Origin of the sequence: Pedobacter sp. AW31-3R (assembly GCF_052180285.1) — a bacterium.
Classification (GTDB): Bacteria; Bacteroidota; Bacteroidia; order Sphingobacteriales; family Sphingobacteriaceae; genus Pedobacter.
This window is the reverse complement of record NZ_CP197475.1, coordinates 2,461,597-2,476,560: the sequence shown is the minus strand read 5'-3', so window position 1 is coordinate 2,476,560 and position 14,964 is coordinate 2,461,597. Positions and strand designations below refer to the sequence as shown.

Below are 14,964 nucleotides of genomic sequence, written 5' to 3'. Positions count from 1 at the left end.
GGGGTGATTCCATTATTTTAATAAGATGCTGGGGCCGGCTGATTGGATTTCAGGTTGATAATGGTACGGTTTACCTTAGGAAAAAGTGCAATGACCAACACCACCAATACCAGGACGACACTTATAAAAGTATAATAGTCCATTATCGCACGCAGCTGTGCCTGTGTATCCACTGATCTGTTGAACAATCCCCTGGCTATTTTAGCCGCCTGGTCGGGTGCAAGCCCTTTTCCGGTAAGGGAACTGGTGTACAAAGCAATTCTGTCTGTTACAGCTGTACTTAAAACACTCAGATGCTCCTGAAAACGGTTATAATGTGCATTTTTATGGTGCAGCTGAAAATAATTTATAAAAGCTATACTGCTGCAGAATCCTGTAAACCTGAAGAACACACCGGTTGCCGAGGCCGTACTTCCGAGGTTTGCCGGTACGGAAGAAATGGTAAAAATGATGATTGGTGTCATCAGCATCCCCGCACCTGCCCCCTGGATCATCAGCGGCAAAACAAAAGTTGAGGGATCTCCCTGACTACTAAACAGAAACCACATCCAGACGTGGAAGACCAGCAGGAGTAAAAATCCGTACATCCAGATCAGCCGCATCGGCCGTTTCATCAACACTAATCGCGAGGAAACAAGTACACTGATCATAATCCCCGCTACATTTGCCAATAAGATATAGGCAACATGTATAGGATCCATTCCCAAAACGGTTGCAAAATAAACAGAAACCAATCCCAATGCCCCCCTTACCATATACAGGATAAAGATCAGGAATACGCCCAGGTTAAAATTCCTGTGCCTGAAGACTTCAATGCTTAGATATGGCCTTCTTAAATGCTGCTGACGGAAAAGATGCAGCAGGATCAACACTACCGATGCCGATAAACTGAAGGCAATACGGCGGTCTTCCAGCCAATAATACTGCTGGCCATAGACCAGGACATACCCCAGCAAACACAATGCAGTAGCATAAATCATAAAACTCGCCCAATCCAGCTGGTACAAGGGCATCTTCCGGTTCAGCCGCACATTATTCATCACGATCAGCAGGAGTACCGCTCCCGGAACATAGGCATACACCAGGAACTTATACAAAGTATTGAAATCGTATACATCCAGGATAGGCGCGGTAATTAAGGCCGATACCGGTGTGATACACAACAACAGGCAATAAAAGATAGAATAGCCGATTTCCCTGGCCCGTTCATTGTGCAGCCGGCTAAAAATCAAGGTGATACAGATACTGGTAGACTGACAATTGGACATTCCCTGCAGGAACCTGAAGATCAGTAACACATAAAAATTATGGGTATGGAAACAGACATAGGCAGTCACCATCTGAATGATGAGGCTGAGTATATAATATTCCCTTGTCGCAGTAAAAACAAAGAACCTGCGTTCCAATGCGAAAAAACTGGCAACAGCGGCATAAAATACAATCATAGAATATTGCACATCGGCCGGCTCAATTCCATAATATCCTGCCGCACCGGGCACACTGGCCGTTGAAAGGCCAAAAAGCAGGAGTCCGGGCAGCAGCACCAGGAAGATCGTGGTGCCGGTCAGCCATTCAGGCACCCACGATTTAAATACGGGCAAAGTGGAAATAGCCATTAGTCTTTTTTGATTTTTACATTTGCATTCATCCCTGCACGCAATTGGGCTAAGGTTGCGGCACTATCGGTTAATTTAATTTTAACCGGTATACGCTGCACGATTTTCACAAAGTTACCTGTCGAATTATCGGGTGGCAATAAGGAAAACCTTGCTCCGGTTGCCGGAGAAAGGGACACGATGGCACCTTTAAATATTTTATCGGGGAAGGCATCTGTAGTGATTTCCACTTCCGCATTGACAGGCATATGTGCGATTTGCGTTTCCTTAAAATTAGCAATCACCCATTTTCCGGCTTCCTGATCCACGATGAAAGCAAGGGTCTGTCCAGCCTGTATCAGCTGTCCTTCCTGAATGGTTCTCCGTCCCATTTTCCCATTGTACGGTGCGCGGATCACCGTATATCCCACATCCAGTTTATTCCTGTCCAACAAGGCATGGCGGCGCTTAATTTCCGCATTGTAAACCCCTTTCTGGGCTTTGATATCATTTATCTTCGATAAAGAAGCCTGATAATTTTCTACGGCAGACTGGTATTCAGAAGTAGCCACATCCAGGGCAGCCTTACTGTTTTCCAATTGCTGCCGGGTAGCGGATTCCACTTTAAACAACTGTGAATAACGGTCATAATCCTGCTGCTGTTTCAGTAGTTTAGCTTTTGCTGAGGCAATTTGCGATTCACTGGCTTCAGAAACTTTCGAAGTGGTGATGATATTACTTTCCATCACACTGATCTGTGCTTCAGCATTGGCCAGGGCAGCTTCACCTTCCTCCTGCTGCAGCTTGTATTCACTGTTATCAATAATCAACAGGGTATCTCCTTTTTTAACTTCCTGATTTTCCTCGTACCTGATTTCCCGGATAAATCCGGACACCCGGGAAGTAATGGGGTTGATATATTCCTCCACCTGGGCATCATTCGTCTCTTCATAATTGTATAACTGATATAAAAATATACCACCCCATATGGCCAGGCCTATAGCGATAACGGTGGCTATCCAGCCCGTTATTTTAGTAATCAACTGATCTGTTTGCGTGTAATTATTCTTGGTTTTCATTCTAGAGGTTTCCTAAGGCTTTTTGTAACTGATAATATTGTAGTCTGGCGGCAATACGTGCTGCAGCATAATCGAAACGCGTTTGCAGCAGTTGCGTATCTGCATCAAGTAAGTCGGTCAGCAGGGATAGCTGGTTGAAATAGGTATTGTTTACAATCCTTAAATTCTCACTGGCCTGGCTGATATTTTCCTTGGCCACCTCTATGCGCGTCAGGGATTCCCTGTACCGTAAAAAGGCTTCATTTACTTCCTGCCTTATTTTATCCTGGGTATCGGCATGTTCAACTTCCTGAATATGGTATTTTATTTCTGCGCCCCTGGTTTTATGGACATTATGGTAAAAAGAAGAGATGGGAAAACTTGCTTTCACACCCGCCATGCCCAGACCGTATATAGCAGCAGAATACGGATACAGCAGAATCTGCGGATAGGCATAATTGTAATTGGCAAAGAGTCCCAGTTTAAAAGAAACATTGGCCTTTACTTCCTTCAGTTCCAGCTTCCGCAGTTCTTCTTCTTTTTCTGAAATCTTAAAGGCATAAGAATTTTCCATTGCCTCGGTTAAGTATTCAGGATAAGCTTTCAATGCAGGCAGATCGGCCTCCGCATCTTCTTCTGTTGCTACAACCGTATCATCAGGCATTCCCGTCAGTATATTCAGCTTCTGGTTGGCAATGGCCAGGTCATTATCCAGCTGTACCAGTGACATTTTTTGTCGTGATAACTTTAAAGTGGCACGAAGCACATCACTTTTTAGGACCACTCCATTTTTCTGCAGCTGTTTAATTTCTTCCAGCTGCTTTTCCTGGGTACTGATATCTTTTAATAACAGATTTTTAAAGATGGTACTCCGCTGCAGGTCCAGGTAATAGGCTGTCGCTCTCAGTTTCATTTCCGAAGTCGTCAGGTTTTTCTGTTCACGTGTGATTTCACTTTCCTTTTTTTCTTCTTCAATTTTAAGCGTGGTCTTGCCCCCATTGTATAAATTCATATACATATCCCCACCAAATTTATAAGAAGTGTGTATCACCCCTTCGAACTGGTCGTGGGCATGAAACAATCCATCTTCATAAATGGGCACATTGCTGAGTTTGGCATACTCAGCTTCTGCATTGATTTCCGGAAGGCGCTCATTTTTAGCATCCTTGACCTTCTCTACAGCACCGAGAACCCGAAGGCCCTGCATCTGTACGGTCTTGTTGTTTTCACTTACTTTCTGCCATACCTGGCTGAGTGTGAGCGGTATTTTTCCTGTGTGTTCCTGGGCAATTGCATCATTCAGCAGAAAAGCTGAAAGTACTAAAAGAGCGAGAGGCTTATTGTAATATTTCATAAAATTAACGATGGACAAATTTACGCACTGAAATCACCCACAATTTTGCTTATATTACCAATTATTTGTCCATTCCAGCCAATGTATAATTTAGACACTGAAGAGTATCTTCGTAATATCGATCTTCATCCGGAAAATGTATTTGTGGTCCACCAGAAGCTGGAAAGGTTGCTTCCCCTGCATTCCCATACCAAAAGTCAGCTGACCTACGTAGACGGCGGGATTGCCTATATCCATATTGCCAATAAAACCTATATTATCCCTGCGCGGCATTATGTATGGATTCCGGCCGGACTGGAACATTTTGTCAAGGTCCGCAATTCAGCTACGGTAACCAGAAACCTGTACTTTTATACCACTGATGACGCTAAATTCCCTTTTTACCAGGAACTGGGAATCTATCCGGTAAATAACCTGTTGTTCGAGATGCTTGTATTTACGGAAAACTGGAGTGGATCTATAGAGAAAAATGAACCTGCATTCACCTTTTTATCGGCCATAAAGAATATCCTTCCTGTAATGGGGATCAAATCGTATCCCATTGCTTTACCGACCACCGACAATACCCGCCTGAAGCCGATCCTGCTGTATCTATCGCAGAATTATGAGAAAACCATCACCCTGGAAAACATCAGTGCGCGTTTCGGGATGGGAGAACGTACACTGTCTAGGCTTTTTCAGTCTACCATGAGCATATCTTTCCTTCAGTACCTTAAATTGCTGCGGATTGTAAAAGCCATAGAAATGATCCTGCAAAATGATAAATCTACCAGTGAAATCGCTTATTTATCAGGATACAACAGCCTCGCCTCTTTTAGCAAGGCTTTTTATCAGCTCACGAACTTCAGGCCATCAGATTTTGGTAAAAGAACCTTTTTAAACCAGTCGCTTTAAATAAAAATCGGTCGGAAGGTCGACAATCAACGGAACTTTCTCTACTGCAACAAAGCTCAGGTCGAGTCCGAATCCTTTTTCTTCAGGCACGCTGAATGTTTTCAAATGCGCATAATAGCTCATGATAAAACGCTCCAGGAACTTCAGGCTATTAGATCTGGAAAGGACTTTCTCGATCACGACGAACCTGAAATCACCAACGATTTTATGCTCCTGCAAAGAGGTGTATTTACTGGTAATATCGATCTCTCCATTTTTCACCAGTTCTTCCACCACCTTTCTGAACAGGACGTTCACCCGTTGCTCAACCCTGAAACCTAAACGGAAGTCGATGCGCACCAGCTTTTTATCCACCAGCTGCTCCACTTTATATTCCATGGTAAAAGGCTCATCGGTAACATCCACATGCAATAACCAATAGACATCGGCTCTTTTCGGGTGTTTCTGAATGATGGAATACATGATGGAAGATTCAATTTCAGAATTGAAGTTGGCACTGGTTAAATAAACCAGTTGTGAGGCATATTTAGGAATGGACTCGTCATCACTTATTTTACTGATAATCGGGTAATATTTCTCAATATCCACAAAGCTCATGTAGCGGTTCCTGATTCTTCTTCCGTTAGACCAGGCCCACATGATAGAGAACAGCAATAAGCCCAGGATCAGGGTGAACCATCCGCCATGGAGTATCTTCGCGACGTTCCCGGCCAGGAAGGTGATTTCTATGACCCCATAGATGCTCAGGAAAATCACAATCAGGTACATAGGCACCTTTTTGCGCATCATGAATATAGACACCAGAATCGTTGTCATGAGCATGGCTACAGTAATAGACAATCCGTAGGCAGCTTCCATGTGTTCTGACTTGCGGAAGATCAGCACCACCAGGATACAACCAATGAATAGTACCCAGTTCATGGAAGGAACGTATAACTGGCCTTTGGAATTACTGGGATAATTAATTTTTACTTTAGGCCATAAGTTCAGCCTAACGGCTTCAGAGATCAGCGTAAAAGAACCTGAAATCAGGGCCTGACTGGCTACTGCCGCCGCTACAGTCGCAATCAGGATTCCATAGATCAGGAACCAATCGGGCATAATATGGAAGAAAGGGTTGATTTCCCCAAGATGTTGCCCCTGCAACTGCCATAACCATACACCCTGGCCCATATAACTTAATATCAGGCAGATTTTAACATATACCCAGCTCACGCGGATATTTGAGCGGCCACAGTGTCCAAGGTCTGAATATAAAGCTTCAGCTCCCGTGGTACATAGAAACACTGCCCCGATAATCAGGAATGCTTCAGGGTTGGTCGTCAGGATATGGTAGGCATAATAAGGATTAATTGCTTTGAGTATTTCCGGGAATTGTGCGACATAAAGCGCGCCAAGAACGGCAATCATCGTAAACCAGAGCCACATGATCGGTCCGAAGGCTTTACCGATAAAGGATGTTCCAAATTGCTGAATACCAAACAGGAAGGTAATAATCAAGATCACGATAGGTACCGTAGGCAGGTCCTTATAGATAATTCCAAGACCTTCAATGGCCGAGGAAACCGTCACCGCCGGTGTCATAATCCCATCTGCCAGTAAAGCTGCACCACCTATCATTGCAGGTATAATCAGCCACTTCGCCTTGCGTTTCACCAATGAATAAAGAGAAAAAATACCTCCCTCTCCCTTATTGTCTGCCTGCAGTGTAATCACCACATATTTAATTGTAGTCTGTAAAGTTAAGGTCCAGAAAATACAGGATAGTCCGCCAAGGATAAGATCTGCCGTGATCAGCCGGTCTCCTATGATTGCTTTAAACACATATAAAGGGGAAGTACCGATATCACCGTAAATGATTCCTAAGCTTATTAATAAACCAGCAGCTGTTAGTTTATTGACATCTTTGTGATTTGCCATTTTTTAAAATTGAGTGGCGCAAATGTATACAATTGTTAATTCATTGAGATGCAAATTATTGTATTTTTTCAGTACCAGTAAACTAAGCCCAAAAATCAAAATATTATAGCCTATGATTCGTTTTTTGATTGAATTCGATAAGGGCAGTATCCCTTTTACAGAATAAAACACTGTATTAAATTAATGTTAATTATTCAATAATACCAACATAATGATAATTTAACATTATCCTAATGCTTCAGTAGCTTTGTGAAGTGCCGATACCCGTCTTTGTGATCTACGAATTACTCATCAGAATAGAACAATTTAACCCCTCTATAGGGACTTATGTGTCCCATACCTATAACAGCAAGGGGGCAATAGTTTTTACCAGTACCCGTAAACTGAAAATAAGGAACGCCATTCTGAACCGGCAGTTTAAAGATCCTGACCTGATCTCTGAGGAGGAATTGCTGCAACTGGCGAGCAGTAATTAAAAAGATATTTTATACTATCTTAACATTAATAGGCTAATTTTGAAAGAAATATCCCATTATGAATTTCGTATTTAATTTATTCAGTCCCAAAGATAAAAAATTCCAGCCTGCCTTTGAAAAGTGTGCGAAAAACCTGGTGAAAATTTCAGAGACGCTGGTCCTTGCACTGCAAACAAAAGATGCGGCAGAGCAAAAGAGCTTACTGAAAGAAATTGGCAAGCTGGAGCAGATTGGTGATGATATTGCCCATTCCATCTTCCTGGAGCTGAGCAGGAACTTTATCACGCCATTTGACAGGGAAGACATCCATTCACTGATCAGTTCACTGGATGATATTGCTGATTATATCTATGCTGCAGCCTTAAACATAGAACTCTATAAAATAAAAGAAATATGTGTAGAGGTAGTCCAGCTTGCGGAGCTGCTCCTTGAAATGTGTAAAGATCTGGACATTGCGATTATTGAGCTTGGAGTGTCGAATAATTCAAAAATTATTGCTGATGTTTGTTCCAGAATTAATAAAGGAGAAGGTCGGGCCGATTACCTGTGTAATTCAGCCATTGCCCGTTTATTCCAATTGGAGACCGATGCGATTGAACTCATCAAACTGAAAGAGGTTTTACAGACACTCGAAATGGCATCGGATAAATGTGATGACGCAGCTAACGTCCTTGAATCTATCCTGATCAAAAATGCATAAAGAAGAATGTCTTTAACTAAATTAAGAGAAAAACCCGTATTCAAATTAAATCAGCCGGACGATAGTTATAAGTTTCAACCTACCCCCGCACCTGTTGGCGACTATCCCTATCGCTTAAAACAGGACACTCCATTGAAAAAGAATACCCGGAAACTGGTATTCCATGTTGCCGGTGATACCGGAGGAATAAAATCTCCGGCTTTTCAGCAACTTATTGCCAATGAAATGGCAAAGCAATACTTTCAGGCCGGTACTGAAGCAGACCAACCTGATTTCCTTTACCATGTTGGCGATATTGTTTACCATTTTGGTGAAGCCGGAGAATACCAGAAACAATTTTTTACGCCTTATAAAAACTACCCACAGCCCATATATGCCATTGCCGGGAACCATGACAGTGATGTAAATCCCGCAGCTGCAACACCTTACCACAGCCTGGATGCCTTTATGGAAGTTTTTTGCGGCCGGGAAGCCCATGTTATTCCCTTTTGTGAGGATCAGGAACGCAAAAGCGGAATGCAGCCCCATATCTACTGGACCTTACAGGTGCCTATGGCTAATATCATCGGCCTCCACAGTAATGTGCCGAAGTTTGGGGTAATCACAGAAGAACAAAAAAACTGGTTCATAGAAGAACTGCGCCACGCAGCACTCGAAAAAGCAGAGAAGGCAATTATTGTTTGCATCCACCATGCACCTTATTCTGCCGATGTAAACCACGGCTCCAGCTTGGCCATGATTGGGTTTATGGACGACTGCTTTAAAGAAGCTGGTGTACGTCCCGACCTGGTCCTCAGCGGACACGTTCATAATTACCAGCGTTTCAGTAAAACCTATGAAGATGGCAGCACGGTACCCTTTATTGTATGCGGGGGCGGTGGTTTCGATGAACTGCACAAGCTGGCAGATCCTGACGACCTGAACTATACAGAAGAAAGCGAACTTTTCGACGATGTGGTGCTAAAACGTTCTTGCGTAATGCAGCACGGCTTTTTAAAGCTTGAAGTGGAGAAAAAGACGGAGGGACTGACGATCAGCGGAAGTTATTATGCTATTCCTCACCAGGGGCTTCAGGAAGGTGAAGATGCCCCGCTTTACGAACATTTTGAATTGTTGCTGAACCGCTAGCCTGCTTTAGCCATAGCTGAGGGTGCTCCAATGCACCAGGTTACCGGTAAATTCTTCATTAAAGTAATAGAAAAAATCTGCTACTGTGGCAAAGCCATCATTTATCGCCAGCCTGACCAGCGTTTCTTTATCTAGCAGTTCGTAATCAATGAACACTGCAGGACCGTCCGGATTGATTAAAAGGGAGTAATCAATTTGTATCCGCTGTACCGACTGGCAGCGGATGGTTGGCGCAAACTGAAATTCATCGGGCTGCCCCTGGTTGATCACCAGCTGAATATCCATTCCTGCCTTCCAGAGGTGCTCAGGGTCGCGGCGAATGGTATGGAGTTTAGGTTCCAGAAACTCACTGAAGGTATCGCCATCCCAGAAAGCATCAAACTTATCAAGGTAGCGTCCCTGATAATTCAGGTAACTTTCCTCCAGATGGCCCGGTCCTTCCAATAGTCCTTTCCAGATTTTTTCTATAAAATAATTTGGCTGGTTATTTACGGTAGTACCAAATGATAATTTCATAATATCTATACCTTACTATTGAATGATTATTTAAGTTCCCAGCTAGCCCTACAGCTAACTTATACGCATCAGGTGCTGTTTACCAGTGATCCTGGTAATAATTTACCGGTGTTCCTCGTAATAATTTACCGGTGTTCCTGGTAATAATTTACCGGCATCCCCTTCACTAAACTTTCCAATTCCACGGCTGAAAGTAAGGGGCGATTAGCTGCACGCAACACATCTTCCAGTTGTTCAAGCGTCCATATACCCACCACTGCTGTTTTCACGGCGGGGTGCTGCAAAACATAACGGATCGCTGTCTCTGCAGAAGGGCCTCGATTTCCGTTAAAACTGCTGACTGCCCTGGCCACTTCAGCAACTTCTTGTTCAGACCAGTTCAGATAGGCCTTTGCAGGTTTGTCGACCAGCAATCCCTGCGCAATACTCCCGCGGCACAAGACCCCAATACCGTTTTCTTCCAGCAAATCCAGGCTTTCTTCCTCAGGGCGACGGTCCAGTAAACTGTATTGTGTCATCACACTGACGATATTGGAGCGTTTAACATATTCCCTGATCACATTAGGGCGGATAGAAGAAATGCCATAATGCCTTATTTTGCCTTGTTCCTTCAACCGTTCAAAAGCTTCAATGGTTTCGTCCATCGGGTCATCCATCGTTCCGCCATGTAACTGATACAGGTCAATATAGTCTGTTTGTAATCTTTTCAGACTTTTTTCCACAGCAGAAAGAATGTATTCCTTTCCTGGATTCCAATCCCATCCGCTACCATCCGGCCGGGATTGATTGCCTACTTTTGTCGCAAGAACAATATCCTTCCTGCAGGATTTGACCAGGTTTCCGATTTTAACTTCATTTCCTCCGTTTTCATACAGGTCGGCCGTATCAAACAGGTTGATTCCCGAAGCGATTGCCTTGCCCGTAATCACCTCGTTTTCAGCCGTACTGCCATTTAATGACATACAGCCAAAGCTAACTGAACTTACGTTCAGATCTGATTTCCCCAATACTGAATACTGCATAATGATCGTGTGGTTTTTAACTAATCTATACAAATTATTCTATTTTTTATAGTATTTTACGAATTCCGCTTATTCAAACCAAGGGGCTTGAGCAGCTGGTTACCTGCTGCTCAGCTTCTGCGTAAAGGTACAGGAAGGATAGCCTGAAAAGGACGGTAAACAAGTCGGCCAAACAGGCTGTATAACATTCTTGTTATCATTAAGCGGCTATTTTAGGTTAACTTAGCTAAAAAACAGAGGACTCAATTCATGATGCACAGCAATTTTTTCGATCATCTTTCCAGACAATTCGATCCACCTTTTACCAACCCTGTACTTATTTTTTCAGTACTGCTTTTTATTATACTCATTGCCCCTATCCTTCTTGGGAAAATTAAAATTCCTGGGATTGTAGGTTTTATCATTGCCGGGATTATCATTGGCCCGAACGGGTTTAATATTCTCAAAAAAACCTCTGCAATTGACTTATTTTCTACCATAGGTCTATTGTACATCATGTTTATTGCAGGTATCGAGCTCGACCTGGCAGAATTCAAAAAGAAAAAACACAAGAGTTTTGTATTCGGCTTTTTTACCTTCATTATCCCTATCCTTATCGGTTTTCCGGTATGTTATTACCTGTTAAACTATTCATTGCTGACCTCCATCCTCACCGCGAGTATGTTTGCCACACATACGCTGGTTGCCTATCCGATTGTCAATAAATTTGGGATCGCGAAAAACGAGGCAGTGGCCGTAACTGTAGGCGGAACTATCCTGACCGATACAGCGGTACTGATTATCCTGGCCGTGATCATGGGTTCTGTAGACGGACAGCTCAACAGTACCTTCTGGATACAGCTGGCCATCTCCCTGTCCATATTTACAGCCACGGTATTTATCCTTATCCCTAAAATTGCCAAATGGTTTTTCACGAAGCTGGAGAGTGATAAAACCTCACATTATATCTTTGTGCTTTCCGTGGTGTTCTTTTCTGCTTTCATGGCACAACTCGCCGGGATTGAACCGATCATCGGGGCATTTGTCGCCGGACTTGCCTTAAACCGCCTGATTCCCCACTCCTCTATCCTCATGAACAGGATTGAGTTTGTGGGTAATGCGCTGTTCATTCCCTTTTTCCTCATCAGCGTGGGCATGCTGGTAGATTTAAAAGTCCTTTTTAATGGTCCGGATGCACTGATCATAGCGGGATCACTGACGATTGTTGCAATTCTGGGTAAGTATTTATCAGCCACCTTCACTTCCTGGATTTTTAAATACACCAAAAACCAGACCTTATTGATTTTCGGGTTAAGCAGTGCACATGCCGCCGCTACACTGGCCATCATTCTGGTAGGCTACAAGGCGGAAATCATTGACGACCATATCCTCAACGGCACCATTATTCTGATCCTGATTACCTGTATCGTGGCTTCCTTTGCCACCGAAAAAGCAAGCCGGAGAATCATTGCTTCGGAAGAAACCGATGTGCCTGACATACAGCAGAATTCAGAGAATATCCTGATCCCGATCGCCGACTTCAACAACATGGAATCCCTGCTGGATCTTGCTGTTTTATTTACCGATAAAACGACTACACAGCCCATAAACCTGCTTTCGGTGGTGGCAGACAGTGACAATGCCCAGGCCAACCTGATTACGGCCCGTAAAAAACTCAATGAAACCATAAAATATGCTTCGGGTAACGGCACCAACGTTGAAGTCATTGCCACACTGGATTATAATGTACCCAGCGGTGTATTGCGCATCGCAAAGGAAAAATTAGCCAATATCATTATCACCGGCTGGCCAAGGAAAGTCACGGTATTTGATAAATTCATGGGCGATAAGTCGGCCGTCCTCGTGGAACGCTCCCCGGCAAATCTCTTTATCCTGCACCTGCAAAGGCCGCTTACTGTACATCACAGTATCCAGCTGGTTTGTCCCCCTTCCCTATCTACAGAAAAGACAATGCTGGTATGGTTATCTAAAGTCACCAGGCTAAGTGCTGAACTCAGCCTCGACATCAACTGTTATTGTGACGAAGAGACCAAAGCACATATCAACCATTTCCTGGCAGCTTCCAAGTCCAGTGTTATTTTCAATTTTGTCCACGAAGAAGTATGGAAAGAATGGAAACTATTAAAAGATAAGATTAACGCAGAAGATTTTCTCATTGTTGTAGTCGACCGGGATACTGAGCCTACTTACCTGATTCCGCTGACCAATATTCAGCGTAAACTGGAGAACATGTTTGAAACGTATACCAAACTGCTGATCTATCCGCAGATCCAAAGCAAGCTTTCCTTAACAGACGATGACATCCTGTCTGAAAACGATGTTTAATGGAAATTAAGCAAAATACTATTTATTTGCTTAATTTCCATATCGCAAGCCTGCTTTCAGTACGCTGAGGGTGTATCATCAATCATGACCACCCTCTTTCTTGTTGTTTTTACCCGTACCCTCCTACGGAAGCATTTTCAAATATTCAATGCTCAGAGGCTTGGTTGCGTTAATGATACAGCTTCAGGAAGAAGAAAAAAATGGATTCGGTTTTATTTACCTATTTTTGTTCCTGATTACAGGAGGATGGCCATTGATGGAAGACAATAAATCTGCAGGACAACAACCTGTAAATACAACAGAAAAAGGTACACTGAAAAGGATTTTCCAGGACAGGGAAAGAACAAACATACTAAGGGCAAGCGAGCAGTGGACAATATCCTTCCTGGTGAAAAGAATACCGGATTATATCAGTTCCGACATGCTTACTTTTACAGGCACCATAGGATGTCTCATCGTGATGCTGGGCTTTATCCTGGGCTTCTATTTCAATCCCAACTACTTGTTGCTGGGAATTCCGGGCTTAGCACTGAACTGGTTTGGTGATTCACTGGATGGGCGAATGGCCTATTATCGTCAGAAACCAAGGAAGTGGTATGGATTTTCGCTGGATGTTGTGATGGACTGGATTGGGATGGTCCTGATCGGCCTTGGTTACCTCGTCTATTCCAAAGGTACTTATGAACTTATCCCCTTTCTTTTTGTCGTACTCTATGGATGGGCCATGATCATTACCCAGTTGCGTTATAAAATCACCGACCTGTACACCATTGATGCAGGGATAATCGGTCCGACAGAGATCCGCTTTATCCTCGTATTTGTATTGGTATTTGAGGTGGTATTCAATGATACCATCAAATACTTTGCGGCGGCAATGGTAACCATACTTTCCATTATCAACATTGTAGATACGGTAAAACTACTGAAACTCGGGGACATCCGGGACCAGGCAGAAAGAGAAGAAAAGGCCGCCAGGGAAACCAAAACGGGGGTAAACAATGACTAAAAAAAATACATTTATTGTATTTGCAAAAGCACAGGCATCTGCCTTTACCGGCGGAATAGTGGACTACCTGATCATGGTAGCCTGCACGGAACTGCTTCATATCCACTATACCCTTTCTATTTTAATCAGTGGCATGATTGGTGCCATTGTCAACTTCAGTATCAACAGGCACTGGACTTTTCGCCATGGCGAACATACCTCTCCTGCTATCGCCGGACAACTATTCAAATTTTGTACGGTAGTTGCCGGAAGTATCGTTTTAAAATCTTCCGGAACTTACCTCCTGACCACCTGGTTAGGGATAGATTATAAAATTAGCCGGGTAATCACAGATATTATCGTGTCCCTCGGCTTCAACTATGTATTGCAGAAGTACTGGGTGTTCAGGGGCGGAAACCTATGACCAGCCCATTCTTTTTCTCAGGGCCAGAATTTGTTCCGCATGGTGTTTACCATGCCAGCTGTACATATTGATCATCTGCCACAAAGGAACATCACGCTGATCTCCGGGATGGTAATATTCACGCGCTAAATCTTCCTCCTTCAGCAGGCTGAGCAGCGAAGTCCAGCGGCGGTGCAGGGCATGGATCAGCGTAATGGAAACATTTACAGGAACATCATTTACGTCAGGCAGTTCTGCCCAGCTCTTTTCATCATAAGGTTTAATGACAGGACGGTCTTCCGTGAGGGCAAGTTTACACCTGACATAAGCATTCATATGGCTATCGGCAATATGATGGATCACCTGGACAATCGTCCAGCCACCCGGACGGTACGGCGTATTCAATTGCGCCTCGTCGAGATTCTCGATGCAGTAATCCAATAAAAGTGGGATGGAATTAATGGAACCAATCCATTGCGTCAAAGACTTGGAAGTATAATTTTCGGCCGCCTGAAATCGGCCAATAGGATATGCGTATTCTTCAATAAGATCTTCCATGAAATAAGGTTTATCGTTCAAATTTTATGG

General features: G+C 43.5%; 14 protein-coding genes. 7 read left to right on the top strand and 7 right to left on the bottom strand.

All coding sequences use genetic code 11. From position 1 onward, the window contains the following. Positions 1–17: 17 nt before the first annotated feature. From ACSBL2_RS10135 to ACSBL2_RS10125, 3 genes are read right to left on the bottom strand one after another with little or no spacing between them, the layout of a single operon-like run. Entirely contained in the window at positions 18–1,616 is a 1,599-nt protein-coding gene (locus tag ACSBL2_RS10135; protein ID WP_442591574.1) for an MFS transporter, read from the bottom strand. Continuing rightward, positions 1,616–2,674, bottom strand: a complete 1,059-nt coding sequence (locus tag ACSBL2_RS10130; protein WP_442591573.1) for an HlyD family secretion protein — start codon at positions 2,672–2,674, stop codon at positions 1,616–1,618. The genes ACSBL2_RS10135 and ACSBL2_RS10130 overlap by 1 nt, the downstream gene beginning before the upstream one ends. A gap of 1 nt (position 2,675) precedes the next feature. After that, a complete protein-coding gene (locus ACSBL2_RS10125; RefSeq protein ID WP_442591572.1) occupies positions 2,676–4,007 on the bottom strand; it encodes a TolC family protein in 1,332 nt (443 codons plus the stop codon). A gap of 81 nt (positions 4,008–4,088) precedes the next feature. Between ACSBL2_RS10125 and ACSBL2_RS10120 the strand changes: the two genes are divergently transcribed. Next, positions 4,089–4,901 carry an AraC family transcriptional regulator gene (locus ACSBL2_RS10120; protein ID WP_442591571.1) on the top strand — a complete coding sequence of 271 codons (813 nt, stop codon included), beginning with the start codon at positions 4,089–4,091 and terminating at the stop codon, positions 4,899–4,901. Here the strand turns inward: ACSBL2_RS10120 and ACSBL2_RS10115 are convergent. Then, positions 4,884–6,821 carry a KUP/HAK/KT family potassium transporter gene (locus ACSBL2_RS10115; RefSeq protein WP_442591570.1) on the bottom strand — a complete coding sequence of 646 codons (1,938 nt, stop codon included), beginning with the start codon at positions 6,819–6,821 and terminating at the stop codon, positions 4,884–4,886. The genes ACSBL2_RS10120 and ACSBL2_RS10115 overlap by 18 nt on opposite strands. A gap of 272 nt (positions 6,822–7,093) precedes the next feature. Here ACSBL2_RS10115 and ACSBL2_RS10110 point away from each other — a divergent pair, with 272 nt between their 5' ends. From ACSBL2_RS10110 to ACSBL2_RS10100, 3 genes are read left to right on the top strand one after another with little or no spacing between them, the layout of a single operon-like run. Then, a complete protein-coding gene (locus tag ACSBL2_RS10110; RefSeq protein ID WP_442591569.1) occupies positions 7,094–7,297 on the top strand; it encodes a hypothetical protein in 204 nt (67 codons plus the stop codon). 58 nt (positions 7,298–7,355) lie between these two features. After that, the gene (locus tag ACSBL2_RS10105; RefSeq protein ID WP_442591568.1) at positions 7,356–7,997 is read left to right on the top strand and encodes a DUF47 domain-containing protein; all 642 of its coding nucleotides are present in this window, start codon (positions 7,356–7,358) and stop codon (positions 7,995–7,997) included. A gap of 6 nt (positions 7,998–8,003) precedes the next feature. Continuing rightward, positions 8,004–9,125, top strand: coding sequence for a metallophosphoesterase family protein (locus ACSBL2_RS10100; RefSeq protein WP_442591567.1), 1,122 nt, complete (start codon positions 8,004–8,006; stop codon positions 9,123–9,125). A gap of 6 nt (positions 9,126–9,131) precedes the next feature. Here the strand turns inward: ACSBL2_RS10100 and ACSBL2_RS10095 are convergent, their stop codons facing one another. Together ACSBL2_RS10095 and ACSBL2_RS10090 are read right to left on the bottom strand one after the other, a co-directional pair. Further along, positions 9,132–9,641: a hypothetical protein gene (locus ACSBL2_RS10095; protein ID WP_442591566.1), complete on the bottom strand. Its 510-nt coding sequence runs from the start codon at positions 9,639–9,641 to the stop codon at positions 9,132–9,134. Between the two features lie 125 nt (positions 9,642–9,766). After that, positions 9,767–10,663, bottom strand: coding sequence for an aldo/keto reductase (locus tag ACSBL2_RS10090; RefSeq protein WP_442591565.1), 897 nt, complete (start codon positions 10,661–10,663; stop codon positions 9,767–9,769). 249 nt (positions 10,664–10,912) lie between these two features. Here ACSBL2_RS10090 and ACSBL2_RS10085 point away from each other — a divergent pair, with 249 nt between their 5' ends. The 3 genes from ACSBL2_RS10085 (at position 10,913) to ACSBL2_RS10075 (ending at position 14,397) form a co-directional block, all read left to right on the top strand. Further along, a complete protein-coding gene (locus ACSBL2_RS10085; protein ID WP_442591564.1) occupies positions 10,913–12,988 on the top strand; it encodes a cation:proton antiporter in 2,076 nt (691 codons plus the stop codon). Between the two features lie 148 nt (positions 12,989–13,136). Further along, positions 13,137–13,994, top strand: a complete 858-nt coding sequence (locus ACSBL2_RS10080) for a CDP-alcohol phosphatidyltransferase (protein WP_442591563.1) — start codon at positions 13,137–13,139, stop codon at positions 13,992–13,994. Continuing rightward, positions 13,987–14,397 carry a GtrA family protein gene (locus tag ACSBL2_RS10075; protein ID WP_442591562.1) on the top strand — a complete coding sequence of 137 codons (411 nt, stop codon included), beginning with the start codon at positions 13,987–13,989 and terminating at the stop codon, positions 14,395–14,397. The genes ACSBL2_RS10080 and ACSBL2_RS10075 overlap by 8 nt, the downstream gene beginning before the upstream one ends. Here ACSBL2_RS10075 and ACSBL2_RS10070 read toward each other — a convergent pair. Then, a complete protein-coding gene (locus ACSBL2_RS10070; protein WP_442591561.1) occupies positions 14,392–14,934 on the bottom strand; it encodes a YfiT family bacillithiol transferase in 543 nt (180 codons plus the stop codon). The two genes, ACSBL2_RS10075 and ACSBL2_RS10070, sit on opposite strands and share 6 nt — an antisense overlap. Between the last annotated feature and the right edge of the window lie 30 nt (positions 14,935–14,964).